This window comes from Tistrella sp. (assembly GCF_002684955.1).
In the GTDB taxonomy this organism is placed as follows: domain Bacteria; phylum Pseudomonadota; class Alphaproteobacteria; order Tistrellales; family Tistrellaceae; genus Tistrella; species Tistrella mobilis.
On sequence record NZ_NYWI01000009.1, the window covers coordinates 1 to 22,180 of the forward strand.

General features: G+C 63.3%; 24 protein-coding genes and 2 pseudogenes. 22 read left to right on the forward strand and 4 right to left on the reverse strand.

The features are described 5' to 3' along the window. A partial coding sequence (locus CMO28_RS02350; protein WP_296708986.1) for a hypothetical protein occupies positions 1-1,011 on the forward strand: 1,011 nt, incomplete at its 5' end. Positions 1,012-1,149: 138 nt separating this feature from the next. Further along, positions 1,150-1,494: a single-stranded DNA-binding protein gene (locus CMO28_RS02355; protein WP_296708989.1), complete on the forward strand. Its 345-nt coding sequence runs from the start codon at positions 1,150-1,152 to the stop codon at positions 1,492-1,494. A 382-nt stretch (positions 1,495-1,876) separates the two neighbouring features. Here CMO28_RS02355 and CMO28_RS02360 read toward each other — a convergent pair whose 3' ends face one another. Continuing rightward, entirely contained in the window at positions 1,877-2,257 is a 381-nt protein-coding gene (locus CMO28_RS02360; RefSeq protein ID WP_062762591.1) for a helix-turn-helix domain-containing protein, read from the reverse strand. Between the two features lie 444 nt (positions 2,258-2,701). Between CMO28_RS02360 and CMO28_RS02365 the strand changes: the two genes are divergently transcribed. Then, positions 2,702-3,079: a hypothetical protein gene (locus tag CMO28_RS02365; RefSeq protein ID WP_296708996.1), complete on the forward strand. Its 378-nt coding sequence runs from the start codon at positions 2,702-2,704 to the stop codon at positions 3,077-3,079. A 159-nt stretch (positions 3,080-3,238) separates the two neighbouring features. Here CMO28_RS02365 and CMO28_RS02370 read toward each other — a convergent pair whose 3' ends face one another. Next, on the reverse strand, positions 3,239-3,508 hold the full coding sequence (locus tag CMO28_RS02370; RefSeq protein WP_296709000.1) for a type II toxin-antitoxin system Phd/YefM family antitoxin: 270 nt from the start codon (positions 3,506-3,508) through the stop codon (positions 3,239-3,241). Positions 3,509-3,614: 106 nt separating this feature from the next. Continuing rightward, positions 3,615-5,339, reverse strand: coding sequence for a type IV secretory system conjugative DNA transfer family protein (locus tag CMO28_RS02375; protein WP_296709001.1), 1,725 nt, complete (start codon positions 5,337-5,339; stop codon positions 3,615-3,617). Between the two features lie 2,437 nt (positions 5,340-7,776). Here CMO28_RS02375 and CMO28_RS02380 point away from each other — a divergent pair. Genes CMO28_RS02380 through CMO28_RS02390 form a run of 3 tightly spaced genes read left to right on the forward strand, consistent with a single transcriptional unit; the run spans position 7,777 to position 9,613 of the window. Beyond that, positions 7,777-8,055, forward strand: coding sequence for a hypothetical protein (locus tag CMO28_RS02380; protein WP_296709003.1), 279 nt, complete (start codon positions 7,777-7,779; stop codon positions 8,053-8,055). Continuing rightward, the gene (locus tag CMO28_RS02385) at positions 8,052-9,071 is read left to right on the forward strand and encodes a CpaF family protein (protein ID WP_296709005.1); all 1,020 of its coding nucleotides are present in this window, start codon (positions 8,052-8,054) and stop codon (positions 9,069-9,071) included. Before CMO28_RS02380 ends, CMO28_RS02385 begins: the two co-directional genes overlap by 4 nt. Next, the gene (locus tag CMO28_RS02390) at positions 9,071-9,613 is read left to right on the forward strand and encodes a lytic transglycosylase domain-containing protein (RefSeq protein ID WP_296709007.1); all 543 of its coding nucleotides are present in this window, start codon (positions 9,071-9,073) and stop codon (positions 9,611-9,613) included. The genes CMO28_RS02385 and CMO28_RS02390 overlap by 1 nt, the downstream gene beginning before the upstream one ends. Here CMO28_RS02390 and CMO28_RS02395 read toward each other — a convergent pair. Next, complete coding sequence (locus tag CMO28_RS02395; protein ID WP_062765963.1) at positions 9,599-9,874, reverse strand: hypothetical protein; 276 nt, start codon at positions 9,872-9,874, stop codon at positions 9,599-9,601. The two genes, CMO28_RS02390 and CMO28_RS02395, sit on opposite strands and share 15 nt — an antisense overlap. 217 nt (positions 9,875-10,091) lie before the next feature. On the opposite strand from CMO28_RS02395, the gene CMO28_RS02400 reads away from it, so the two are divergent. The 16 genes and pseudogenes from CMO28_RS02400 to CMO28_RS02475 all read left to right on the forward strand — a co-directional run. After that, positions 10,092-10,364, forward strand: a complete 273-nt coding sequence (locus CMO28_RS02400) for a hypothetical protein (protein WP_296709020.1) — start codon at positions 10,092-10,094, stop codon at positions 10,362-10,364. 14 nt (positions 10,365-10,378) lie between these two features. Next, a complete protein-coding gene (locus CMO28_RS02405; RefSeq protein ID WP_062765969.1) occupies positions 10,379-10,738 on the forward strand; it encodes a hypothetical protein in 360 nt (119 codons plus the stop codon). Positions 10,739-10,763: 25 nt separating this feature from the next. Continuing rightward, positions 10,764-13,280: a VirB4 family type IV secretion system protein gene (locus CMO28_RS02410; protein ID WP_296709026.1), complete on the forward strand. Its 2,517-nt coding sequence runs from the start codon at positions 10,764-10,766 to the stop codon at positions 13,278-13,280. Next, the gene (locus tag CMO28_RS02415) at positions 13,277-14,098 is read left to right on the forward strand and encodes a hypothetical protein (RefSeq protein ID WP_296709030.1); all 822 of its coding nucleotides are present in this window, start codon (positions 13,277-13,279) and stop codon (positions 14,096-14,098) included. Before CMO28_RS02410 ends, CMO28_RS02415 begins: the two co-directional genes overlap by 4 nt. 11 nt (positions 14,099-14,109) lie before the next feature. Next, positions 14,110-14,706, forward strand: coding sequence for a hypothetical protein (locus CMO28_RS02420; protein ID WP_296709031.1), 597 nt, complete (start codon positions 14,110-14,112; stop codon positions 14,704-14,706). Further along, positions 14,672-15,664, forward strand: a complete 993-nt coding sequence (locus CMO28_RS02425) for a type IV secretion system protein (protein WP_296709033.1) — start codon at positions 14,672-14,674, stop codon at positions 15,662-15,664. The genes CMO28_RS02420 and CMO28_RS02425 overlap by 35 nt, the downstream gene beginning before the upstream one ends. Beyond that, on the forward strand, positions 15,661-16,377 hold the full coding sequence (locus tag CMO28_RS02430; RefSeq protein ID WP_296709035.1) for a hypothetical protein: 717 nt from the start codon (positions 15,661-15,663) through the stop codon (positions 16,375-16,377). The genes CMO28_RS02425 and CMO28_RS02430 overlap by 4 nt, the downstream gene beginning before the upstream one ends. A gap of 5 nt (positions 16,378-16,382) precedes the next feature. Beyond that, a complete protein-coding gene (locus CMO28_RS02435; RefSeq protein ID WP_296709038.1) occupies positions 16,383-17,294 on the forward strand; it encodes a TrbG/VirB9 family P-type conjugative transfer protein in 912 nt (303 codons plus the stop codon). Further along, positions 17,291-17,773, forward strand: coding sequence for a hypothetical protein (locus CMO28_RS02440; protein ID WP_296709040.1), 483 nt, complete (start codon positions 17,291-17,293; stop codon positions 17,771-17,773). The genes CMO28_RS02435 and CMO28_RS02440 overlap by 4 nt, the downstream gene beginning before the upstream one ends. Further along, on the forward strand, positions 17,770-18,645 hold the full coding sequence (locus CMO28_RS02445) for a TrbI/VirB10 family protein (protein ID WP_296709042.1): 876 nt from the start codon (positions 17,770-17,772) through the stop codon (positions 18,643-18,645). Before CMO28_RS02440 ends, CMO28_RS02445 begins: the two co-directional genes overlap by 4 nt. Next, on the forward strand, positions 18,642-19,058 hold the full coding sequence (locus CMO28_RS02450; protein WP_296709045.1) for a hypothetical protein: 417 nt from the start codon (positions 18,642-18,644) through the stop codon (positions 19,056-19,058). Before CMO28_RS02445 ends, CMO28_RS02450 begins: the two co-directional genes overlap by 4 nt. After that, complete coding sequence (locus CMO28_RS02455) at positions 19,058-19,279, forward strand: hypothetical protein (RefSeq protein WP_296709049.1); 222 nt, start codon at positions 19,058-19,060, stop codon at positions 19,277-19,279. The genes CMO28_RS02450 and CMO28_RS02455 overlap by 1 nt, the downstream gene beginning before the upstream one ends. Continuing rightward, positions 19,276-19,746: a hypothetical protein gene (locus tag CMO28_RS02460; RefSeq protein WP_296709051.1), complete on the forward strand. Its 471-nt coding sequence runs from the start codon at positions 19,276-19,278 to the stop codon at positions 19,744-19,746. The genes CMO28_RS02455 and CMO28_RS02460 overlap by 4 nt, the downstream gene beginning before the upstream one ends. A gap of 166 nt (positions 19,747-19,912) precedes the next feature. Next, positions 19,913-20,284, forward strand: a pseudogene (locus tag CMO28_RS02465) (transposase); the annotation flags it as partial. A gap of 98 nt (positions 20,285-20,382) precedes the next feature. Further along, positions 20,383-21,030 (forward strand): hypothetical protein, encoded by a 648-nt coding sequence (locus CMO28_RS02470; RefSeq protein WP_296709052.1) that lies wholly within the window; start codon positions 20,383-20,385, stop codon positions 21,028-21,030. A 909-nt stretch (positions 21,031-21,939) separates the two neighbouring features. Continuing rightward, positions 21,940-22,180: pseudogene (locus CMO28_RS02475) on the forward strand (integrase core domain-containing protein); the annotation flags it as partial.

A 22,180-nucleotide genomic window follows, 5' to 3' on the forward strand; every position in this document is an offset into this window, starting at 1 on the left:
GAGGCCGGCCGCGCCGCCATCACTCTTATGCGCAAAGCGGAAGAGATTTCCGCGGATGACGGAAAAATTTTCCGGACTACAGAAACAGTCAGAAGAACCAGCCAATCTGTAAACACGGCCGCTTCGCGAAGCGACGAAACAACGGCGCCGGCTACGCCGCCGCACACTCATAGCCCCGCCACAGCCCTAACAACCAACTCATCATCAGATACAACCGCCGGCATCTGCCCGCCAACGCGGGCACGTCGATCCGCTGGAGGTTCGTCGGCAACACCGGATCTCACGGCACCGCCGGTGGACAATCTGCATGCCCTGCTTGCCCGCAGTCGGACCGGCCAGCTTCTGGCAGGAACCGATGACCTCATTCACCTGGATCGTCTGGAAGCACGAGCAGCCGAACACTTTGAGAGCACGATCGGCGCTGCTCGCCATCCTGGCCGGATCTGGACCTGGGCCCTTGATCGCCATGGCCCGGCTGAGGCCATCACGGCCTGGATTCTGGCCTGTGATAGCCCGGAAATTACCAGCCCGGGCGCGTGGTTCATGCGTTGGGTGGCAACGCCGCAGCGCTGGGATCTGGCTCCGAATGTCGCCCGACTGCTGGCTCGATCGCCTGAGCCGGTGACATCACCGCAGATCGACTACAGCGAGGCGCCCCGAGCGCGGGTTGAGGATCTGGAGCGCCTGGCGGCCCGGATCGAAGCCGAGACCGCGCCTGCGATTGCCCCGGCCCCATCTGGCGTTTCTCTGTCTGCCACCCCTCCGACCCTCAGTGAGGCAGGAGAGGCTTGGAAACACTTCCTGGACGCCTGGACAGCTGAACGTGGGGAGGCTCTGCGGGCTTCCTGGCTCGATGGCAGCCACTGTCTCGGCATTGATGGGGACCGACGGCTTCATGTGGTGGTCAAATCCGCCTTCGCCCGGGATTGGCTGGCAAGCCGCTGCGTCGATACGAACCGGCGTGCCGCGGTGGCTGCGGGGACCGATGGGGTTGTTTTCACTGTGAAATAAGGCGCTGTTACAGAACAACACTGGTCTTCGATTGGACGCGCGGCGTGCTCTTCGGCAGGCTGCGGGCAGGGATTAACATCCATGCGGGGCTTTGGGCCCCATATGGGTGCCCTGGCCCTCCTCTCAAGGAGTGCTCCAATGCTGAACCAGTGGACCCTTATCGGCCGGATCGGCACCATCGAGACCAGGAACGGGCGGGAAAAGTCCCGGCTCTACCTCTCGGTTGCCGAAGATGCGGATTATTTCGACCAGACCCGGGAAGAGTGGGTCAAGCGCACCCGCTGGCACAATCTCGTCGCCTGGTCGGAGATCGCCGAACGGATCATCAGGTCTTATAAGGTCGGTGATCTGGTCGTGGTCGAAGCCGAGGTACAGCCTTGGCGGGTCGAGGAAGAAGGCGGAGACGGATGGCGATCGGGGGTTAACTTCGTCGTCCATCGAATCCGCCTGCTCGCCCGGCCCAAGGCCGCTGAGGAACAGTAACAGCCGGCGTTCCAGCGTCTGGCTGTCGGTAGGGTGCTGTCTGCGGGCAGCACCCTATATCTCCATAAAAATGCATATGCATACTGAGAGGTTGTTTTAAATCATGGCCTTGAGAGGCATTGCTCGGTAATGGCACGGAGTTCGTCGCAAATACATATATACATAGATGTAAAAATGTAATGCACCCCGCCCCTGGTTCGACGCGGGCCGCAGGCCGGTCGAACCTCGCGGTAGCGAGGACGAGGGCGACGCCCCTCGTCCCGACACCTCCGGCAAGGCCGCGGCGAAGGCCTCCGGTCAACCCCCGAAGCCCGCATGCGGGACGCCGGCTCTGCCGGCGTGGGGTTGAGGGGAGGCCTTCGGTGTGGCAGATGATCAGTGATCAACGGTCCCTGAGGGCTGCATCGACAGCGACGACCGTCGACAGGATGCCGCCACGGATTGCCGGCGGGACGGCCCACCAGGCCCTGACCAGGCGTTCGGTGTCAGGGTCGAAGGCCTTGCTTGCAGGCATCCCGCCCAGACCTTCGAAGAAGAAGGCGGGGGACACACCCAGCACCTTCGCGATCAGGCTGAGGCGGTCTGCGGAGACCCGATTGCGGCCTTTCTCGTATTTCTGGACCTGCTGGAAGCTGAGGCCGATCAGCTTCCCAAGCTCACTTTGTGACATGCCACGCCGGATCCGCAGATCACGGATCCGGGCGGCGATGATCTGGCAGTGTTCGGCCAGTTCGTGCTTCAGATCGTCATCGATATGCATCATGTCTCGCTCTCCTGAGTGGGAGGGCCCCGGGGCTATCTGGTCAACCTGAGGTATATGATATCTAAGATGATATCAAATACAACATAGATATCTAAAACGAATCGTTATTGATGCCATTGCACACATCTCTCACAATGCGCAGATGCCGCCTCGCAAAAAACTCTTCGACCACATGGTTGCCCGCTTTCCAGAGGGCACTTTTGAGCGCATCGCAGCCGTCCTCGGCCGGACAGAGGATCGGACCGATTTCGTGCGGGAAGCGGTCGAGAAGCTCTTGCAGGAGCGGGAGGCAAAGGCCAGGGGTGAGCCCCGCGCCTAAGCACGATGCAGGACATGTCGGCGTTCGTGCTCTATAGTTGAAACTGCGATCGCAGATCGCCCTTATGGACCCGTCGAGGGTCCTCAGGGGCGCTCTCGGATTCATAAGGCTTCCAACGCTTCGAGGTGGAGGAGGTTCTTGTGGAAGAAGATCGTATGGCCGACATGGTTGAGGCCATCTGGCAGCGGGCCGGAAGACAACTTCGGGAAGCCGGTTTCACGCCCATACAGGCAAGGGAGGTCATCCACATCATGGAATACATCCTGCCCCAGTCGGTGCGTGAGCAGACCCGATTGATGGCGAAGGACATTGCGGAAGAAAGCACGAAGACCCTTCGTGCAGAGATCCGCAACGACATTGCCGCCTTCGAAGCCAGGATGATCGAGAAGCTCAGCGATCGCACGCTGACGGACTTCCGATTCTGGCGGGGGCTGCTGATCGGCGGGCTGGTCACCTTCATCGTGACAGTCTCCGCCGCGGCTCTTAAGGGCGTCTTCGGCTGAGCCGACCACAAAATGGACGGCTGTGCCAAAGGGCGGTGGTCTCCACCGCCCTTGTTTTTATGCACCATAGGATCGAGCAATCCAGGTGCGCTTATTAAAGCATATGCATTTTTGCATTAAACAGTATTAACGCATGTATGCCTCGCGCTCATTCCTAGGTCACTCGTTCTCTAGCAGCGCGTCGAGATGGTCATGCTCTGCCGCCATGTGGCCGCCGGCGATCGCGGCGATGCGTTCGGCGGAAAGATCCTTGGTCGCAAAGGAACGCTGCATGAGGTGCTTGTAGCGTTGCAGCTCCTCATACTCGACAGGCGACACGAAATAGCCTGTCGTGCGGCCATGGCTGGTCACTGCCACAGGCTCACGCTGGACGATCTCGCGGTACTGGCCAAAATTCCGAGCGAACTCGGTAGCGGACACTTCGCGCATGGAGCCTCCCTTTCTATTGTGGATTTTACGCAATATGCGGATTTTGTCAGGCCTGCGTGCTATCGATGCCCCTGTTAAATATATACATAAGTACATAAAAGCATAATCATGCAGATGCGGCTGTCGTGACAGCCTTCGCAGCGATCGCCTCGGTCTCCGGAATGCGGATCGGCTGCACCCGGACCAGGCTGGCGGTCCGCTCCGGCTGGAACAGCACGGCATGGCCCCGGGGCAGGGTCAGGATGGTGTTGGCGTGGATCAGCGGTTCTTCGATCTCGCCCACGGTCCGGCCGTCTTCCCAACGCTCGCCGCCATAGGCGCCCACCTCCGTGCGCTCCATGCGGGTGACCCGCTTGGGCCTGGTGCCGGAGGCAGCCTGGACCCATTCGGCGGTCTCGACATCGGAGCCGCCGAAGAACAGCTTCACCTGACAGTTGGTCAGGACAGCCTGGAGCACGGCGCGGCCGTCGAGGCTTTCGTCATCGGGCTTGAGCAGGTCGGCGAAGGACTGGAAGGCGAGATTGAGGTTGAGGCCGGTATAGGCGGCCGCGGCCAGGACGCGGAGGATGACCGCCGAGGCCATGAATTTCAGCTCGTCGACGAAGAGGCTGAGCGGGGCCGTGCGCTCATGGCGGAGTCTCCGGGCGAGCTGCGCCACCTCGACCAGCAGGGTGCGGGCCGCAAGCCGGATCTCGTCGTCATCGATGTCGCCGATGACATAGAGCACGGCGTTCGAGCGGATCACCCGGTCGAGATCGAGGCCACGGCCGGCCCTGGGCGTGAGGGAGGGACGCCGGGCCAGACGTTTCAGTTTCTCACGCGGGGAGAGCAGGGCTTTCCATTCCCCCTCTGACAGGTCGCGCCGCTCAAGGGCATCGGCGATCGCGCCGAGGCTGGTGCGTGGCAGCTCCGCCATCACCTCGCGGATGACGCTGGCGGCCAGGATCTTGTAATGGTCGGCATCGGTGCCCCGCTCCTTCAGCCCCAGAAGTTCGGTCATCCGGATGATCCGCTCCTCAAGGGGGCCGTGTTCAAGCGGGGCCCAGCGGCCGGCGCCGGTCTCGCGCAGATCGACCAGGAGAAATTCCCGGCCCATGGCTTCAGCCCGGCTCCGCAGGATCACGGGCAGGAAGTCATCGCCCTTGGGATCGACGAAGATCACGCAATCGCCGCGCTGGACCGCCTGATCCGCCCAGACCTGGAAGGTGACGCCCTTGCCGAAGCGGGTGGCGCCGATGACGCATTTCATGGTCTCGAGCGCGGTCTTGACCGGGATTGAAACCGGCTGGCCGTCGGGGGCGAGGCCGGTGAAGACGATGCCTGGGCGGTAGTGGTTGCGGGGATCAAACCCTTGCGCGCCTGCCCAGCGGGCAGCCTCGTGGCGGACATCGGACAAGGCCTCGGTTTCCTGGCTGTTGCGGTGGGCCCGCAGCTGCTTCGACAGCCAGGTCAGGCCGTAGCGGATGGCGAGGATCCGGCTGCTGATCGCAAGGCCGATCAGGGCCAGGCCGAGCAGGCCCCAGCGCCCGGCCCAGTCGACGAGGAACCAGCGTGCGGCGCCATCGCCGAGCAGCCGCTCGGCGAGCACCAGATGGCAGATGGTGAGGAGCCAGAAGAGCAGGGCGCCGGCGAAGGCGGCGATGCGCAGGCGCCACCAGAGGATGGAGGCGCTGACGCGATCATCACCCGGGCGGACGCCGGGCAGGCCGATCGCGCAGGTCACGCTCAGGCAGAGGATCGCGAGCAGGGGCAGGCCGGGATGTCCCGCCTCCAGGGCCTGGTGTGCGAGGTGATTGCTTGCCCCTGTGACGGCTTCGGCGAAACCGGTCATCTGAAGACCTCATCTGAAGGCGCCTGCCGGCGGGGAAATCCCCGCCGGCAGGCCTTCGGCCACGGACCTTTCAAGGTCCGAGCCTTGCGTGACCATCACATGGTCAGTGCCGCCGTCGAACGGTCGGCTGTGATGGTCGCGACGACGGTCGGCCATCCGGGGGCAATGTGCCGCCGGATGGCATGACCGCCGTCCGATCTGGTGCGCGCGGCAGGGGTGCCGCTACGCATCGGTCGATCGTCATGATGTCTCCTCCTGGATGACTCATTGCCCAAGGGTGGTGCCGTCTGTCGCGTCATGGCGTTTCTCCGGAAAATCAGGGGCGGCCGAAAGGCCGCGACACCATCCACCGGCCAGGGTGGATGGCACGTATCGCAACCGCGGCGGCCAGGCCGCAGCCGCTCGTCACGCTGTCTGCTTTTGGCTGTCCGGCCGGTCGGTGATGGGGGCCACCCATCGTCGACCGGCGTCGCTCNGCCCGCTGCTTCGATCGAATCGCAAGCAGGCCTTTCTCGCCTCGTCGCAGACGCTCCCAGGCATAGCCGTCGCGCGTAGCCACGCGCGCATGAACCGGGTGTCAGCCGGTTCCGGCCTTAGCCTTTCCCACGTTAGTCCAGCCGGTCTTCACGAGCAGACCGCCAGTGCCTCACCGGGACGGTTAGAGCCTGAGGCTCTTTCATCGCAGATTTCAGGGGCCCGAGGTTCCAAAGCAGCTCCCTTACTCACCGTCCGGCTTCCAGCGTCGATCGCCGGCCACTGAAGGGCCGGTGCTGGCTCTTGCTCTCCGAGATGCACCCTCATGGGTGCAATGACAGGCTTGAGCTGTCCATCGATCTCGCGAGGTTGCCCCCACGAGTACCAGCCATCCCAGGTTTCCCCTGATGGCCTCCGGATGGTTTCCCACCCGGCGTGAAGCCCACCTGCTCGGCACGCGTTCGACCCTTCCGAGCCGCCCGCGGGCAGGGCTTTGAATACCTGCTCTCCAACTGGACAGGAGCACACCGCGTCACCGCGGGGTCCGTGTCCGTGTCGCCCGTCCTCCGGCCTGGCCTTCTGGCGCCACCGGGGGGAAGGATTGGGTCGAACGGGGGAATTGCACCCCCGAGCGCCCGTTGCAGCCGGACGAGCCCCATTACGGGCATCCGGCTACGGCGTGACGAAGCCCGGGTTGACGGCCCGGGCCGGCGGCATGGGTTGCGTGGGTGCGGGGCCTGGCCTTCGGCTTGACCTCCTTCCTTGGGGAAGGCGAGAGCCCGCATGCATGAACGTGATCCGATCCCGCTGGCGAGGCGGGATCACGAAGGATCCCGGCCCCATCGGGCGGGGTGAGCGGTGTCGTCTCCTCAATCAGGGTGCGGCGTCGGGGACCATCCCCGGCCGCTTGTGAAAGCGTCGGATCTGGTCCCGTCGTCCGGCCCCGCTGGCGAGGCGGCCCGGTCGTCGGATCGGCTCTGGCAGTGCGGAAGATCAGGCTGGCGAGGCTCTGGTCCCGGACCCTGCGTCTGATGCCGGTCGCGTCGTGCGCAACGGCATCAGATTGAGTTTTCGGCAGGGGGCAAGCAAGCGGAAAACCGCTGTGCTTGGAACCTCTTTATATTTTTCTGCAAGTATCTCTTTCTTATTCACTGATAAAAACATAGTGAAAAAATTTGAAGCAGATTTCGTCTTCGTGCTTACATGCGATCACTCAAAACCGGGGGGTGTGCATGGAGGTTCATGTCCACAAAGTCGGTCTGATGCAGGATGTGCTGAAGCATGTCGGGATCGGCTACACCCGGCATTTCGGCGGCATCGTACCGGTCACGAAGGTGGAAGCCTTCGCGACCAGGATGCAGCGCCTCTACCGGACCGATCTGTCGGCGGCCGAGCGGGTCCGCCGGAAAGCTCTTGGGCGCGCAAATGCGGCGCTCTTCCTCTATCCCCGCGCCGATCGCCAGGGGTTCGACTTCATCGGTCTGCTGACGGCGGGGGAGCATGTCGCGGCTGCGGCCGAGATGTTGTCGGATGCCGGAGACCGGCGCCAGCGGATCCGCTTCGAGGACCGCTATGAGCTGTTGCGTCTGACGGCCTCGGGCGGGCAGGNGCGCTGGACTTGGCGCCTCACCCAGGCGGCTTTCGATGCCCAGGCGGCGGCGATCCGGGCGGCCGTCCGGCGTCAGGATGACGACCGGTCCGTGCATCAGGTGATCGCCGATCTTTACGCGATGCCCGGATTCCGGGGTGTGCGCACCCAGATGGCCGGCCTGCTCCGCGTTCTGCACGGCGAATGGCAGCGCAGCCGCCAGGAGGCCCGCTGCCCTTACGTCTCGACCAGGCCCAAGGGCTATGTCCGCTTTCTGGCAATCCGGAAGATGCCGCTGTCCGAGGTGGTCGACCGGATGGTGATGGGGCGCAAGCCGATCCCCTATGCCCGGGTTCATGAAAAAGGTGCCAAGTCATGAAACTGTCGATCCAGCCGCAATCCGATGTGCATCTGTCGATCCGGCGGCTGACCCTGACCCGCGATGCCTTTGCCGACTTCATGGCCTATAAGAAGGCCTATCGGGATGCCTATGGCGAAGACATCGCGGATGAAAAGCTCGCAGCCGAGCTGGTGACCCTGGCGCTCCGGCGGGATCGCAGCCTCCGGGCCTATAAGCGCCGGAACAAGGCACCGGGCGAAGCGTCGGCGGCGTCCTCAGGCGGCCCGGCGGGCGGCGGGGAGGCGGTCTCATGATCGCCGAGATCCTGAGCTATTACGGTCAGCCGATCGCCGATCTCAGGGCCGATCCTGAGATCACCGACATCATGATCAACGGCCATGAGCGGATCTTCGTCGAGCGCGGCGGGCGTATCGAGCGCAGCGCCGCCCGGTTTCCGACGGCGGAGCGGCTGGACGAGTTCGTGCGGCAGATCGCGCACAATCTCGGTCAGACGATCGACGCGCGCACCCACCCGATCCTGGATGCCCGCCTGCCGGATGGCAGCCGGATCAATGCCGTGCTTCAGCCGGTCGCGATCGGCGGCACGGTCGTGACCATCCGTCCGGCGCCGCATCGTCATCTCTCGGCCGACGAGCTGGTCGCGCGGCGCATGCTCACCCCGGCCATGCTGGCGCGGATCCGGGAAGGCGTCGAGGCGGCAGAGTCCCTGCTCACCGCCGGGGGCACGGGCTCCGGTAAGACGACCTTGCTGCGCGCCTTCTCGGCCTTCATACCGGCTGAGGAACGGATCGTGACGATCGAGGACACCCATGAGGACCTGGTGCCGGGCGAGCGCCATGTCGTGCGCCTGGAAGCGGCGCTCCGCCGGCGCCAGCTCGACCGCGATCAGATCACCGTCGGCATGGACCGGCTGATCGTCAATGCGCTCAGGATGCGGCCGGACCGGATCATCGTCGGCGAGATCCGCACGCCTGAAGCCGCCGAGGCCTATGTCCGGGCGATGAACACCGGCCATGGCGGCAGCATGTCGACCATTCATGCAAACAGTGCCGGCGAGACCTATCTCCGGCTGCGCGATCTTCTGACCTCTGCCGCCCCGGCCGTGCCGCCGGCGCTTCATGAGGAGACCGTGCGGGCGAATGTGCGTCTGGTCATCCATGTGGCGCGGCTGCGCATCGGCAGCGATGTCCGCCGCCGGGTGACGGCGATGTCTGAGTCTGTCCGCGGACCGGATGGTCTGCACACCCGGACGCTCTGGCGCTATGTGCCGGAGGCGGACAACTGGGAGGACAGCCGGTGCGCGGCCTGATGTTTGTGTTCGCCCTCCTGCTCGTGCTGCCGGCGGCGGCCCGGGCTGAGACCGGCTGTTTCACCCGCGCGGCGCGGCTCGCCGGTGTGGAGGCGGATGTGCTGGTGGCGCTGGCCTGGGTCGAGAGCCGCTGGCGGCCGGGGGCGGTCAATGGCGGCAACCGAAATGGCAGCGAGGATGTCTGCCTGATGCAGGTGAACTCGGTCCATTACCAACGCCTGGCCCGGATCGGCATCGATCGCGACCGGCTGCTTCAGGACTGGTGTGTCTGCCTGTTGGTGGGGGCGGAGATCCTGGCGGAGATGCGGACCGCGACCGGCGGCGATCTCCGCGATGCGCTCGCAGCCTACAATGCCGGCCCAGGCAACCTCGCAGCCGGCCGGCGGCATGCCGACGAGGTGCTTCGGGTGCTCACCCGGCTGCGGCGATGGCGCGCCGGGCCGACCATCGGGTCAGCGCCGGCGCGCGAAAAAATCCGCTCAGAGGATTCGACGCAACCACACGTTGGACAACCTCCGCGATATGCGTCAGGAGGCGACTGAGCGAAGCCGCATTGTGCGCTGCAACCGATCGAGGATGAACTCGTAGATTTCATCTTCATGGATGAATTCGTACTCCCCGGACTTCAGCGCATCCATCACCAGCCGGTCGTAGATCTCAATGCTGTGGCGGGTGACCTTGGTTCTGGTCGATTTGATGCCTTGTCGGGCGAGATCGGCTTTCAACTCGCTCAACAGCTCGTAATGCGCCTTCCCGATATCCAGCGGGCGCCGGTCAGCGAGGGTTTTTCTTTCGGTCGGCATGGCCGCTCGTCTCCTTGCATGGCGAGATCGGTTGTGCCCAAGGGGGATCCTTCTCCAGAAAAGAGCAAGTCTACGTTACCGAACATAAACACTAATTCGTAATTATCCCTTGAACAAAATCAACTCTTGCGCTTTCGTATCCATCAATCAAGTCAAACAGGTCCATCGAATGAGCACGAATCCTCGCACGGTCCCGATGGGCACCGAGGCATCGGCCATGGCAGGCGCTGACGAACTGCCTGTCGCAACGACCATTCTTGGTGCGCCAGCCCGTTACTTCGTCCCGGCCGTGGCCGTCGGGTTGGGGTTTGCCCTGGGCGTCAGCCTGGTTGCCGGGATCGTTCTCGGGATCCTGCTGCCGGGCGGGCTGATCCTGCTGCACCGCAAAGATCCGAGCGCGTTCGAGATCTGGGTGGCCCGCATGCGGCTGCCCTGGTGGCGCGCCTGGACCATCGGGCGGCGCCGCCGCCCCGTCATCTGGTCGGACTGAGGAGGTCTCCCCCCATGACACTGCAATCGACCATCCGGATCCCGGCGCGTCTCCGGGCTGCAGGGCTTCTGGCCGCCGCGGCGTTCGCGAGCCTGCCGGCCCGTGCGCAGCAGGTGGTGGATATCGGCACCGTCGCCTCGGGCAATGAGGGCACCACGCTCCTCACCAAATTCTTCCAGAGCTGGGTCAACTTCATGACCGGCCCCTGGGCGGTCGCGATGATGGCAGCGTCGATCGCGGTCGGGGTCGCGATCTGGATCTTCATGCCGCGTGAAGGACCGATGGGGTGGGTGGCACGTGGTGCCATCGGCGGTCTGGTGCTGCTCAATCTGGGCCCCTGGCTGGCCGATCTCGGCTATATCGGGCTCTCCTGAGGGCGGGGCCGGGATCATGTCGTCGATGCACCCGGTCACGGAGGCCTTCCAGGTCTTCGCGCCCTATGGCAGCTGGATGCTCACCCGGCGCGGCACATTGCTGGCCGTGGTCGAGCTGGAGGGTGTCGATCCGGACGCGCTGACCCGGGCGGATCTGTCGCATGTAGCGCTGACCGCGCGTCAGGTCGCCGAACAGCTGCCGCCCGGGGCCGCAGCCAGCCAGTACTATGTGCATCTCGACCGGATCCCGGTTCATCTGCGTGATCGGGCCGATCCGCTGCGGCACCGCCTGTCCAAGGCCCGTGAGCGCTTCCTGAACGACGCGGGCGGGCTTGCCCGCAGCTTCCTCTTCCATGTCTATGAATTCGGCAGTGACCGGGCCGCGACCGGCTCGCTCGGGGCCGAGATCCGCGACCAACTCGCCGGCGGCTTTCTGGAGCCCGAGGCGCGCCGGCGGTTCATCCGCCGGCTGCGCACGCCCGACGCCCTGTTGCTCAGCCGCGAAGGCCTCGCCCGGCTTGCCCGGGATGCGACGGACCAGCTCGACAAGATCGTGGCGATCTGGGGCAAGCTCGGGGCTGCCCGGGTGGTGGCGCCGGAGACGGCTTTCGGGCTGTTGCGCTATCTCGCCAGCTTCGATCCGGCTCATTTGCTGGCCCCGCCCCGGGTAGTGCCTGAAGACGATATGGATCTGGCGCTCGCAGCCGGAGACATCGAGCCGGTCGAGATCGGCTATGACGCCTTCCTCAAGCTGCACGGGGCCGAGACCCGCTATCTGCGGATCGGGTCGGTCACCACCCTGCCGCGCCAGGCGCTGGGCTGGCTGACCGAGGGGGGGGACGCGCCCATCGCCCGTCGGGGCGATTATGTGATCGTGCACAGCTTCGAGCCGATGTCGGAGATCACCCGGGCGCTGCGTTTCTCGGAAGCCCGGGCCGCGATCGAGCGGACCCGGATGTCGCTGGTCAACATGATCCGCGGCGAGACCACCACCGAGCGCGAGGAGTGGCGGCCGAAATACCGGGCGAAGCTTGATGCGATCGCCAGGGCAGAGGCCGAGGAAGATCGCTGGGGGCTGGTTGCCACCACCCTGCTCGTGCCCGATCGCGACCCTGTGGCGGCCACCAGCCGGGCGCGCGATTTCGCCCGGATCTTCGCCGCCCGGGGCATCGGGCTGGTCTGGGAAGCGCTGGGCCTGCCCTTCGCCTTCCAGGCGGTCCAGCCGGGCGGGGCAGGGGCCTCACGCCGGCGGAGCATCGTCACCTCCTCGCGCCATGGCAGTCTGGCGCTCGCCTTCAAGGCCCGGACCGGTCAGGAAACCGTTGCCGATCTGGGGCATGAGGAAGCGGGGTTCATCTTCGAGACCGCGAGCGGCGAGCCCTTCCACTTCTCGCCCTTCGTCGGTGGCCGCGGCTTTGTGATCGGGGTCGGGCCGGTACGTTCGGGCAAGACCTTCCTCAAGAACACGCTTGCGACCCACTTCCTCAAATATGGCGGGCTGGGGCGGGCGGTCGACATCGACCCGGGCGCCAGATGCGTGGCGGAGATCTTCTCGACCGATGGGGCCGGCTATTGCGCCCTGGGCGATGCCGGGGCGCTCAATCCCTTCGTGTCGCAGCAGGATGGCGAGGATGCCGATTTCGCGACCCATCTGGGCCAGCTGCTCGCCCTGATGCTGGAGGCGAACGACACGCCCGAGATGCGCCGGGTGTCGGCCGAGGAACAGGCGGATATCGATCAGTCGATCCGGGCCGTGATGGCCCTCGATCCGGCTTTGCGGTCGATGCGGGCCTTGCATGCCCATCTGCACAGCGACACACGAAGGTTGTTCGACAGGTGGTTTGATCGCGGAATGTATGCAGGCATCCTTGATGCCGAGGCCGATGCGATCGGGCGGATCGATCATCCCTTCGCAGCCTGGAATCTGGGGGCCTATCGCGACCGGCCGCAGGTCCTGCGGCCGGTGCTGCTCGACCTGTTCTGGCGGGTCACCCGGGCCTTCGAGGATCCGGCCCGGCGGGGTGTGCCGAAGATGCTGGAGATCGACGAGGCGCATCATGCGCTCTCGATCCCGGTCTTTCGGGATTATGTGACGGCCAAGGTCCGGACCTGGGGCAAGTGGCAGGCCGGCGTCACCCTCTGGACCCAGTCGCCGGCGGAATATGGTCAGGTGCCGGAATGGAGCGCGATCCGCTCTGCGGCCTCGACCTTCTTCTTCATGGCCGACGGGCGGATGGATGAAGACCAGTATCGCCGGGTCTTCGGCCTGCGCGACGGCGATATCGCCGCGATCCGCCGTCTGGTGCCCCGGCGCGAGGCCTATCTGGTCCAGCCGGATCTCGACATCCGCAAGGTCGTGACGCTCCGGGTCGACCCGGAACAGCACGTCATCAACACCTCCCATCCCCGGGAAGCGCAGATCCGCGACCGGCTGATCGCCGAGCATGGCCGTGACCGCGGCCTTGTGCTCGCGGCGGCCGAGATTGCGCGGCTGGGCACGTCCCGGGTTGAGGTTCCCTCCCCCGCAGGAGCAGAGGCATGAGGTACAAGATCCTGATTCTGGCGGCCGGTCTGGCCATCACCCCCGTTGCCGTTCAGGCCGGGGGCGTGCCCACCTTCGACGGCGCAGCCCTCTCGCAGGATGCCCGCGCCTATGCGGAAGAGCTGGCCGAGTTGCAGCGGCTCTATAACCAGCTCGCTGAACAATCGGCTCAGGCGATCCGCAATGCCCGCCGGCTGGGCGATCTGGGCGGTCTTGCCGATGCGCTGGCCGAATATGCCGGCCTGGTCGATGACGAGGCGGCCCGGACGATCCTGCAAGAGATCTATGGCCTCGATCCCGATCGTACCGATTTCCGGCGGGAGATGTTCCGGATCCTCGGTCAGGAATATGACCTTCCGGAGGATGAGGACGACATCCGCCAGGCCTTCCGTGAGGTGGGGGCGTCGGAGGCGGTCATCGATGCGCTCATCCGGTCGAGCAGCTATTTGCAGGTCTATAAGGATCGGGTAACGGCAACATCAAAATCGCTTATCGATAGCGCTCAGAAGAGTGAAAAATCTCGCGCTATGCTTGATAGATATGGGGAGACCCTTGATTCACTTGGTGACGATTCGTTGGGCGCGAGTATGCAGCTTAATACCAGCGTGAACATTACGCAGGGATATCAGATCGATCAGATGACCAAGGAAATTAGGGAACTCCGTGAATATTTTGTAGCTCAAGAGGCTGAGAAGCTCGAAGCAAAGCAAAAAGCTCTCGAAAGGGAGCTGCGTCGGCAGGAAGAGGTGAAGCGACGCACCGAAGCGACGCACACGCCTGTTCGCATCATGGATTGGGCAAGAGGAATGAGCCAATGAGAGCCGTACTCATGGGCAGCATGCTTGCCTTTCTTGCCTCGACATCCGTCACCTGGGCCGATGATCGAGCCGGGGTGTTTGACCAAAAATACGCACGAGCCTCCCAAGACATAAGAAGTTCGGCTCAGAAAGCATGTAAGGGATCGAGAAACGTCGGGAGCATGGTCCTCTGTGAAGGCGATAAGATCCATGAAATGCGCCTTGGCAGCAACGCAATCAGAGGAACAATGAAATATTGTCAGGCGCACTATGCGCCGATGGATACCCCGTCGTTGAAGCTAAAAGCGGCCGAGATTGCGCGGCTGAGGCATCAAGCCCGGACGGAATTTGCATTTACTGGCGGTGAAGACATTGCAGGAGAGGTGTCCGTCGAGGATCTGACCACCGAATATCGCTGCGTCCATGACCTCCTCCTCGATCGCGGCGTGAAGATCGGCTTCGATCTGGGCGGCACGCACATTCCGGACGGGGAGATCTGCGAAGAGATCGACTGCCAGCCCGGCCGGTCGGCGACACCGGCGCCGGCGGCTCCGGGCGCGTCGTCTGCCGGAAACCCGATCGAGGACGTGACCGATGCCCTCCGCAGCTTCAACCGCCTGTTCGATTAGGCGGGGGGCCGGGCTTGCCGCGGGGCTGGTCACGGCCGGCCTCGCGCATCCGGCCGCGGCCCACCAGCTGGGCGACGTGACCTCGTGGACGGCGATGATGTCGTCCTTCAACGCAGCCGTCGCCGAGCGGATCGCGGCGATCACCGCGGCTTCCGGCCCCTATTATCAGCTAACCATGGTCCTGATGGGGGCTTTCGCGGCCCTCCATCTCGCGGTCGCCGTCACCCGCTATGTCACCGGCAGCCGCCAGATCGCCGATCTGGCCGAGACCATCGTCTATCTGGCCCTGGTGATGGCCCTGTTCGTCACTTACGGCCTGATCGTCGATGTGGTGACCCGGGCGCCCTATGGCATCGCCACGATCATCCAGCAGGCCGCGCTTGGCTCGGACGATCTCTTCGCGCCGATGAGCTATCTCTACAAGGTGCTCGACAACATCGCCTTCGAGACCGACACCAGCTTCTGGAACCTGCTCGGCCTGGTCGAGGACGGTATCCAGTGGATGACCATCATGCTCGTCTTCCTGGCGGTCCAGCTGGTCTATGTCGTGGCGATCGCCTATGCCACGGTCTTCCCGATCATCTATCTCTTCGCGCTCAAGATCGTCGGCTATCTCGCGATCCCCTTCCTGCTCGCCGGCCCGCTCCGCTTCATCTTCGAGGGGTGGTTGCGGCAGATCTGCGCCACCGTGCTGTTCGTGATTCTGGCCCAGGGGGTGATGGTCGCGAATGTCCTGCTGATCGCCCATGCCTTCGAAATCCCCTGGGGGGCGACGGTCGAAGAGACGGTGATCCGCGGAACCTTCTCCTTCCTGCTTCTGCTCGCGGCCCTGGTGCTCGGGCCGATCGCGATCTTCCAGGCGCAGCGCGTCGCCGCGCAATGGGCCTCGGCCGCTTCCCTCGGGACCGGGGCGGCACAGATCGCCCGCGCCGTGTTCACCCGGGGTGTCCTCAAATGATGATCGATGCCGACCAGCAGGAGCGGCTTGCGCGCTCCCGCACCGTCACCGAACTCGCCCGGCTGCGGCGGGACCGCAATGCCTGGCGGCTGGCCACGCTTGCCGCCGTTGCCGTCATGGTGCCGCTCGCCTGGGGCTACAAGCTGGCCGTGGACGACTATGCCGCACATGTGCGGGTCGCCTGGGTCAAGCTGCTGCCCAATGGCGACGGCTATGCCGAATATCTCGATGATGGTGGTGAGGCCGATCGCTATTTCGACCGGGCCATCGATGCGGCGCTGACCAATTACCTGCAATGGCGGTTCCGGGTCGAGCCGCGCACCATCCGCACCGATTACGGCAATGCCTCGACCTTCCTCGGGCCGGCGGAGACCCAGAAGTTCCTCAAGGATTTCGGGGCGGCGCGGCGTGCCGCGGAGGCCGAGGGATGCGTCTCCTGCCCGACCACCGATGTCACGGTCCGCGCGCTCAATCACACGCTGCTCAGGCCGGCGGAGGGCGCGCGGGCGGCGGTCTACAAGACCGCTGCCTTCCTGACCCAGACCGACCGCGACCAGGCGGGCGGGGTCGTTACCCGCCGGCAGCTGATCGTCACTCTCGACTGGACCCTGCGGCCGGCGGCCGAAGCGGGCCGGGATCTGCCCCGGCTCGCGATCAATCCGCCGGCGATCGAGATCATCTCGCAGGACATCCGGGTCGACCAGGCGGGGTAGAGGCCATGCGCATCCTTCTTCTCGCGGCCCTCGCGGCAGCGCTTCCGATCCAACTCCAGGCCGCACGGTCTGCTCAGGCGGCCGCCGCGGCTGAGGGCCCCGGGGTTTCGGCCCCGGCGGCCGATCCGGTCTATCAGGCCTGCGGCGACCTCGTGCTCGATGGCCATGTTCGGATCAGCCTGCCGGCGCATCCGCAGGTCGCGACCCATATCACCTTCCCGGGGCCTATCGCCGACAGTTCCAATGCCGCGCCGGAACTCTGGGACGTGTTCACCGCGCCGACCGGCGGCCGCTCGCTCTGGGTGCGGCCGCGGACCACCACCATCGCCGGCACCACTGTCGGCGTGACGGCGGTCGGCACCGACGGGCGGCCCTATGATTTCACCTTCGAGGTCTCGCGCGAGGTGCCAGACACCTCCTGCTGGACGATCACCGATCATCGGCCGGTCGCCGCTGCGGCTGTGCGCCTTGATGCCCTCGATGCCGAGCGGGAGGCGCTTGTGGCCGAGCGGCGTCGGCTCGAAATCCAGATCGAGGATCAGCGCCGGCGCATGGATGCGCTCGACCAGGCCCGTCAGCGGGAGATCGAGGCCCTGTCGGCCACGGCAGCGGAACAGGCCCGCGATGCGATCGATGCCTTCCGCTATGCCGTCAACACGGCCTATGGCTGGGGCTACAGCCAGACCCCGCCGCCTTTCGAGATCTCGGCCGCCTATGATGATGGCCGCAACACCTATATCCGGATCCTCTCCGATGCCTTCGGGGCGCCGGCGGTCGTGGGCATCCGCGGCGAAGAGGTCCAGGCCCTCAACTACAGCTATGACGATCTGACCGGGGTCTATGAGATCCAGGGGCTGCACGAGGTGATCGAGCTGCGCTTCGCCGATGTGCTCGCCCGGGTGGAGCGGAAATCATGAGTGCGCCCGATGCCAAGGCGACGGGGGCCGCGCCACCCGTCGAGACCCGGCCCGATCCGATCAAGCGCGGCCTGATCGCGGTCGCCGGGATCTGCGGCTTCGTGATCGTGGCGGTGGTCGTCAAGATGCTGGCGGCGCCGACGTCGACCTCGCCTGCGGCGCCTGTGGTGACGGCGGCGCCGGCCCCGGCACCGGATCCGCGGGATGCCTTCCTGCGCCAGATCGAGGAGGCCGAGCGGCACCAGCCGCCGGCTGCGGCGAAGGCCGCTTCTGCTCCGGACCAGACCCTGCCCCTGTCGCCGGCGGAACAGGCGGCCATGGATCTGCTGCGTCGGCCGATGGTGGTGAAGAGCACCGAAATCTCCCGTCGGCGGCCGGCGGAGACCGAGGTGCCGGCCGGACAGGCGGCCGTGTCAGCCCTGCGGGCGCAGCTCGACCGGCTCAAAGGACAGGATGACCGCAAGGAGGATGGCCGATGATCCGCATGCCCCTGTTCATCTCCGGCTGTGCGCTTGCCCTTGCCATTGCCACCCCGGCGCCTGCGCGCGACCTCGACAGTCTGCGCCGGGAGATCGAGGCGGCCCTGGCGCAACCGGCGGCGCCGTCGCCAGGACCTGCCGCCCCGGCGGCACCGCCGCCGATCGACATGTCGGCGGCGAGCCCGGACGAGCAGTCGCGCAGCGATGTCACCAAGCCCCAGGGCTATGAAGGCATCCATGCCGTGCCCCCGTGGCATGACGGGCCCGTGGCGACGGTCGGGGTGGGCACGACCGCGCAGGCGGTCGTGAACATGACCAGCATCTCGGACTATCCGGGCCCCTGGCGTGCGACCCTGTCGCGGCCGTTGATGAATGCCGACAACACGGCGGTGATCGCGCCGGCCGGCGCGGTGGTGGTGGGGCTGACGCAGCGGGCTTCGGGGCCGAACGAGCCGATCCACAACCGCATGATCTACACCCCGCTCATGATCCGTCTGCCGGGTGCCGAGGCCCGGACCATCCCCCTGGTCGGTCAGTATCAGCTCGATGGCGCCGGCGTCGCCGGCGTGCGCGACAAGGTCGCGTATCACCTCGACATCCAGGCCGCCGCGGTGGGTGGATCCTCGATCGCCGATGCGCTGCCTTCGGTGATTGCCGAGGCGCTGGGGGTCGATCAGGTCTCGCGCGCCGGCGATGCCGTCGTCTCCAACCTCTCCGATCAGGGCAAGGTGATCCTGGAGCGGTTCACCAACCTAGTGCCGACCGTCGAGGTCCGGCCCGGGGCGGTGGTGAACATCTTCTTCATCCGCCCGGTCGAGGCACCGGTCTGGCGGACGGCGGAACGCTATGCCTTCGAAAGGCCGCGGCCATGAGTGCGCTCAGAGGTCCGGGGTGCATCGCCGGCCTCGGGCTGCTGGCCGCGGGTTTCCTCGGTGCCTGCACCACGCCGGCGCCGGTGCCGCCGGCCGCGGCGCCGGTTGTCTCGGCGCCGCAGCGCCTCGATGCCCAGACCGTGCGCCTCTATCTGCCCCCATCGGTCCGGACCGTGGGCCAGGCGGCGGCCTGGCTGCTCGACGGCAGCGGTTATGACCTGGTGCTCTATTGTGCGGCCTGCCCGCCGCGGGCGGCGGAGATCGCGGCCGATCCGGTCAGCCCGCTCGCCTATGCCCGGCCGAGCGAGCTGACCAGCAAGACGCGGGCGCTGCTGCTGGTTCTGGGTGGTGCCGGCCGGGTGATCATCGACGACCGGCTCCGGCTCGTGACCTTTGACGAGGAGGCGGGCTGATGCGCCGGGTGATCGTGATCGCAGGCCTCGCCTGCCAGCTGATGGCCTGCGCCGGCCCGGGGCCGGATTGGGCCGAGATCGAAACCACGCCCTATTACGCCGACCGGCACGCGCCTCTGACCCGGATCCCGGCCGGGCGGGTCATCCATCGGTCGCTCGACGATGCCGCGGGAAGCCCGGCCGGGCTTGCCCCCTATCCCAGCCTGGGAGATGCAGGATGAAGTACGTCCTTCCGATTGCCGGCCTGGCCGCCCTGGCATTGGCGGTGCCGCCTGTAGCCGTCCAGGCCGAGGATTACGACATCGACTGCGCCGTGATCCTGTGCATGGCTGGCGGCTTCCCGGCGAGCGCGCCTTGTTCTGCGGCCCATGGTTACATGATGAAGCGGCTGAAGAAGGGCAAACCGCCCTTCGGCACCTGTGCGATGTCGGACGGTAAGGCCTTCACCGATTACGACCTCGACATGGGCATCCACTATTATTGCGAGGCCGGGCTGGTGATGCGCTGGCCGGATGAACGCGACAACTGGAGTGGCAACCGGCCCGGCTGCTACATCGAAGAGGTGGTCGGCCGGGATGATGAGCGGCGCTACACCTATGTCCGGGCGGCGGCCGGCGGGCCGTATATGGAGATCACGATCAGCCCGGGGAACGCTGAGGCGTACAGGTCGGGGAAGCTGTATTATTAAGGGGTGAGATCATGATGGGCGACGGGTTGTTGACCGGCAGGCCTCAGGCCAACCCGTACCACGTCCCGCGTCCGGCCCCGTGCTGGACAAGATGGCCGTCCTCGGTCAATGCCCTCAGGTGATCCTTCACCGTGTTGCGATTGGCGCCAGTGGCGCGGGTGGCTTCCAGAATGATGCCGGCTCCGCCAGGGCACAGTGGCGTCAGGTCGCTGATCAGATCCGGCCCAAGGTTCCAAAGCTGGCGGTGGTGCTGGACGAGGCCGAAGAGGACATGCTCGTCTGCATGACCTTTCCCAAGAGCCATTGGGCTAGGCTGCACAACACCAATCCCATCGAGGGCCTGAACGGAGAGATCAAGCGCCGTGCCGAGATCGTCGGTGTCTTTTCAGGCGAGGCCACCATCATAAGGCTCATTCGCGCCATTCTCCTGGAGCAGAATGATGAGCGGGCCATCCAGCGCGTCCGATACATGACCCTTGAGACCATCGCTTCTCTCGGCGATGATCCACACATCATGCTTCCCGTCGTCGCAGCATGAGACAGCCGGCCAGACACACCGGAGACCTCGACGCTATTGCGCGAGCTATACCACGGGGCGGGACACAATCTTAAACAATCATTATATAGGAGAAATTTATGGATAAATCAAATTCGAAATTATTATCAGTCCTCAATTCAATATCTTCCAATCATGCCAAAATAAATTTCATTCTAATAATGACAAATATATTTACATTTATATGCGGAATATTATTGGGAAGTTTAATTAAACATTCAGATAATTATCTTAATATAATAATCGGGATTACCGCTTCAGCGGTTGCAAGTATTATATGGTTGTCTGCATCATACGCTATTAAAAATATTCATATTATTATCGGGGACTCTTTTTATAAACATAGGCTGATGGATTTTCAAGGAATATTGTTTAGTTCATACCAACATCAAGAGAATATTGCCGAGAAATGGGCTGATGAAAATAGGTATCTAATATATAACCCAATTGACGACTGTTTTATGTTGATGCAAGAGTCTGAAAATAATGTTGGACAATTTTGGAAAGGAAAAATTGAGAAATTCGATAAAGGTGGGGCGATTAGAGGGACTTGGCAGAGCTTGAAGGACTCAAAAAAAGGTCAATTTTCGGTGTTTGTTTATGATGACTATATTGAAGGAACATTAAATGGACCGAAAAGCAACGGCAATATTGATAGCGGAGTGTGGATTTTAACAAAAAATAAAGCAACCATGGATTTTAGAAAGAAGTATATTGAAGACATCTAGCAATATTTATTTCAAATTATTGTTAATTTAATATTTAAATTTCCCGTAAACAAAATTTATGGTATCATATTTAAATAGTATGGCGTTTCAATTAGCGCTGAATAGTTGAAAAATTTTGGACGGGCAAGATTAAGCGACCGGTGGTCTGCGATCATATCGAGGCCGTAGGTATAAGTCTGCGATTCCTCCCGCTCGATAGAACTGATTTCATCTCCGATCGAAAAGACCTGTGCCGCAAGGAGATACTGAGAAAGGCGTCGAGTTCTCTGTCAGAGATCTCCGAAGCCTTATTGGAACACTCATCGACATCTTCCAGCTTCTCTGAAATGTATCAACGACTTCAGCTCCTGCGGATATGAATCAGACTGATCGAAAAAACGCTCTAATTTTGCGAAAAATGAGGAAAACTTCGCGAAATCTATAAATAGATATGAGGGCTCATGGTTCAGTTATGAGAAAATCCTCAATTACAAATTTTTTAAGGAGGTAATATGAAAAACGCAATAGTATTAATCAAAGTTTTCTCAGCTCATGGAAAAATACATTATATGTATAAAATTAATTTGAATTATGTAAATATCGATTTAAATGGAAATTTCATAATAATAATTCTTTCGAATTCACATATGATTATAATTGTATAATTATTCGGATGGCTATCAGGCGAGGTTTTGGAACTGTTCTTCAGGCAAATTTAAGCCAGGGAAGATGGCGATACTTTGTGCACAGAGAGGGTAATCGCCTGACAGTTCCGCCTCGGGAGCCGGGTTAAGCGACGGTTGCCGTTGTAGCTTACTCTCCCTTCGGTTCGGGGTTCGGGATGCCTTCCTTGAAGGCCTGAGAGGCGTGCACCCCTTCATACCGCGTCCCTGATGGGGCCGCCGTTCGTTGTAGTGGACGAGATAAGCATTCAAGGACGTCCGCTACACCGAACGCCTCGCCGACGCCGGCGTGGTGCCCTCGGTGGGCAGTGTCGGAGATTCCTACGACAACGCCCTCGCCGAGACGATCAACGGGCTGTACAAAGCCGAGGTGATCCATCGGCGCGGACCTTGGCGGTCCTTGGAAGCCGTCGAGTATGCGACCCTCGAATGGGTCGACTGGTTCAACAACCGCCGGCTCCTCGAGCCGATCGGCAACATTCCGCCGG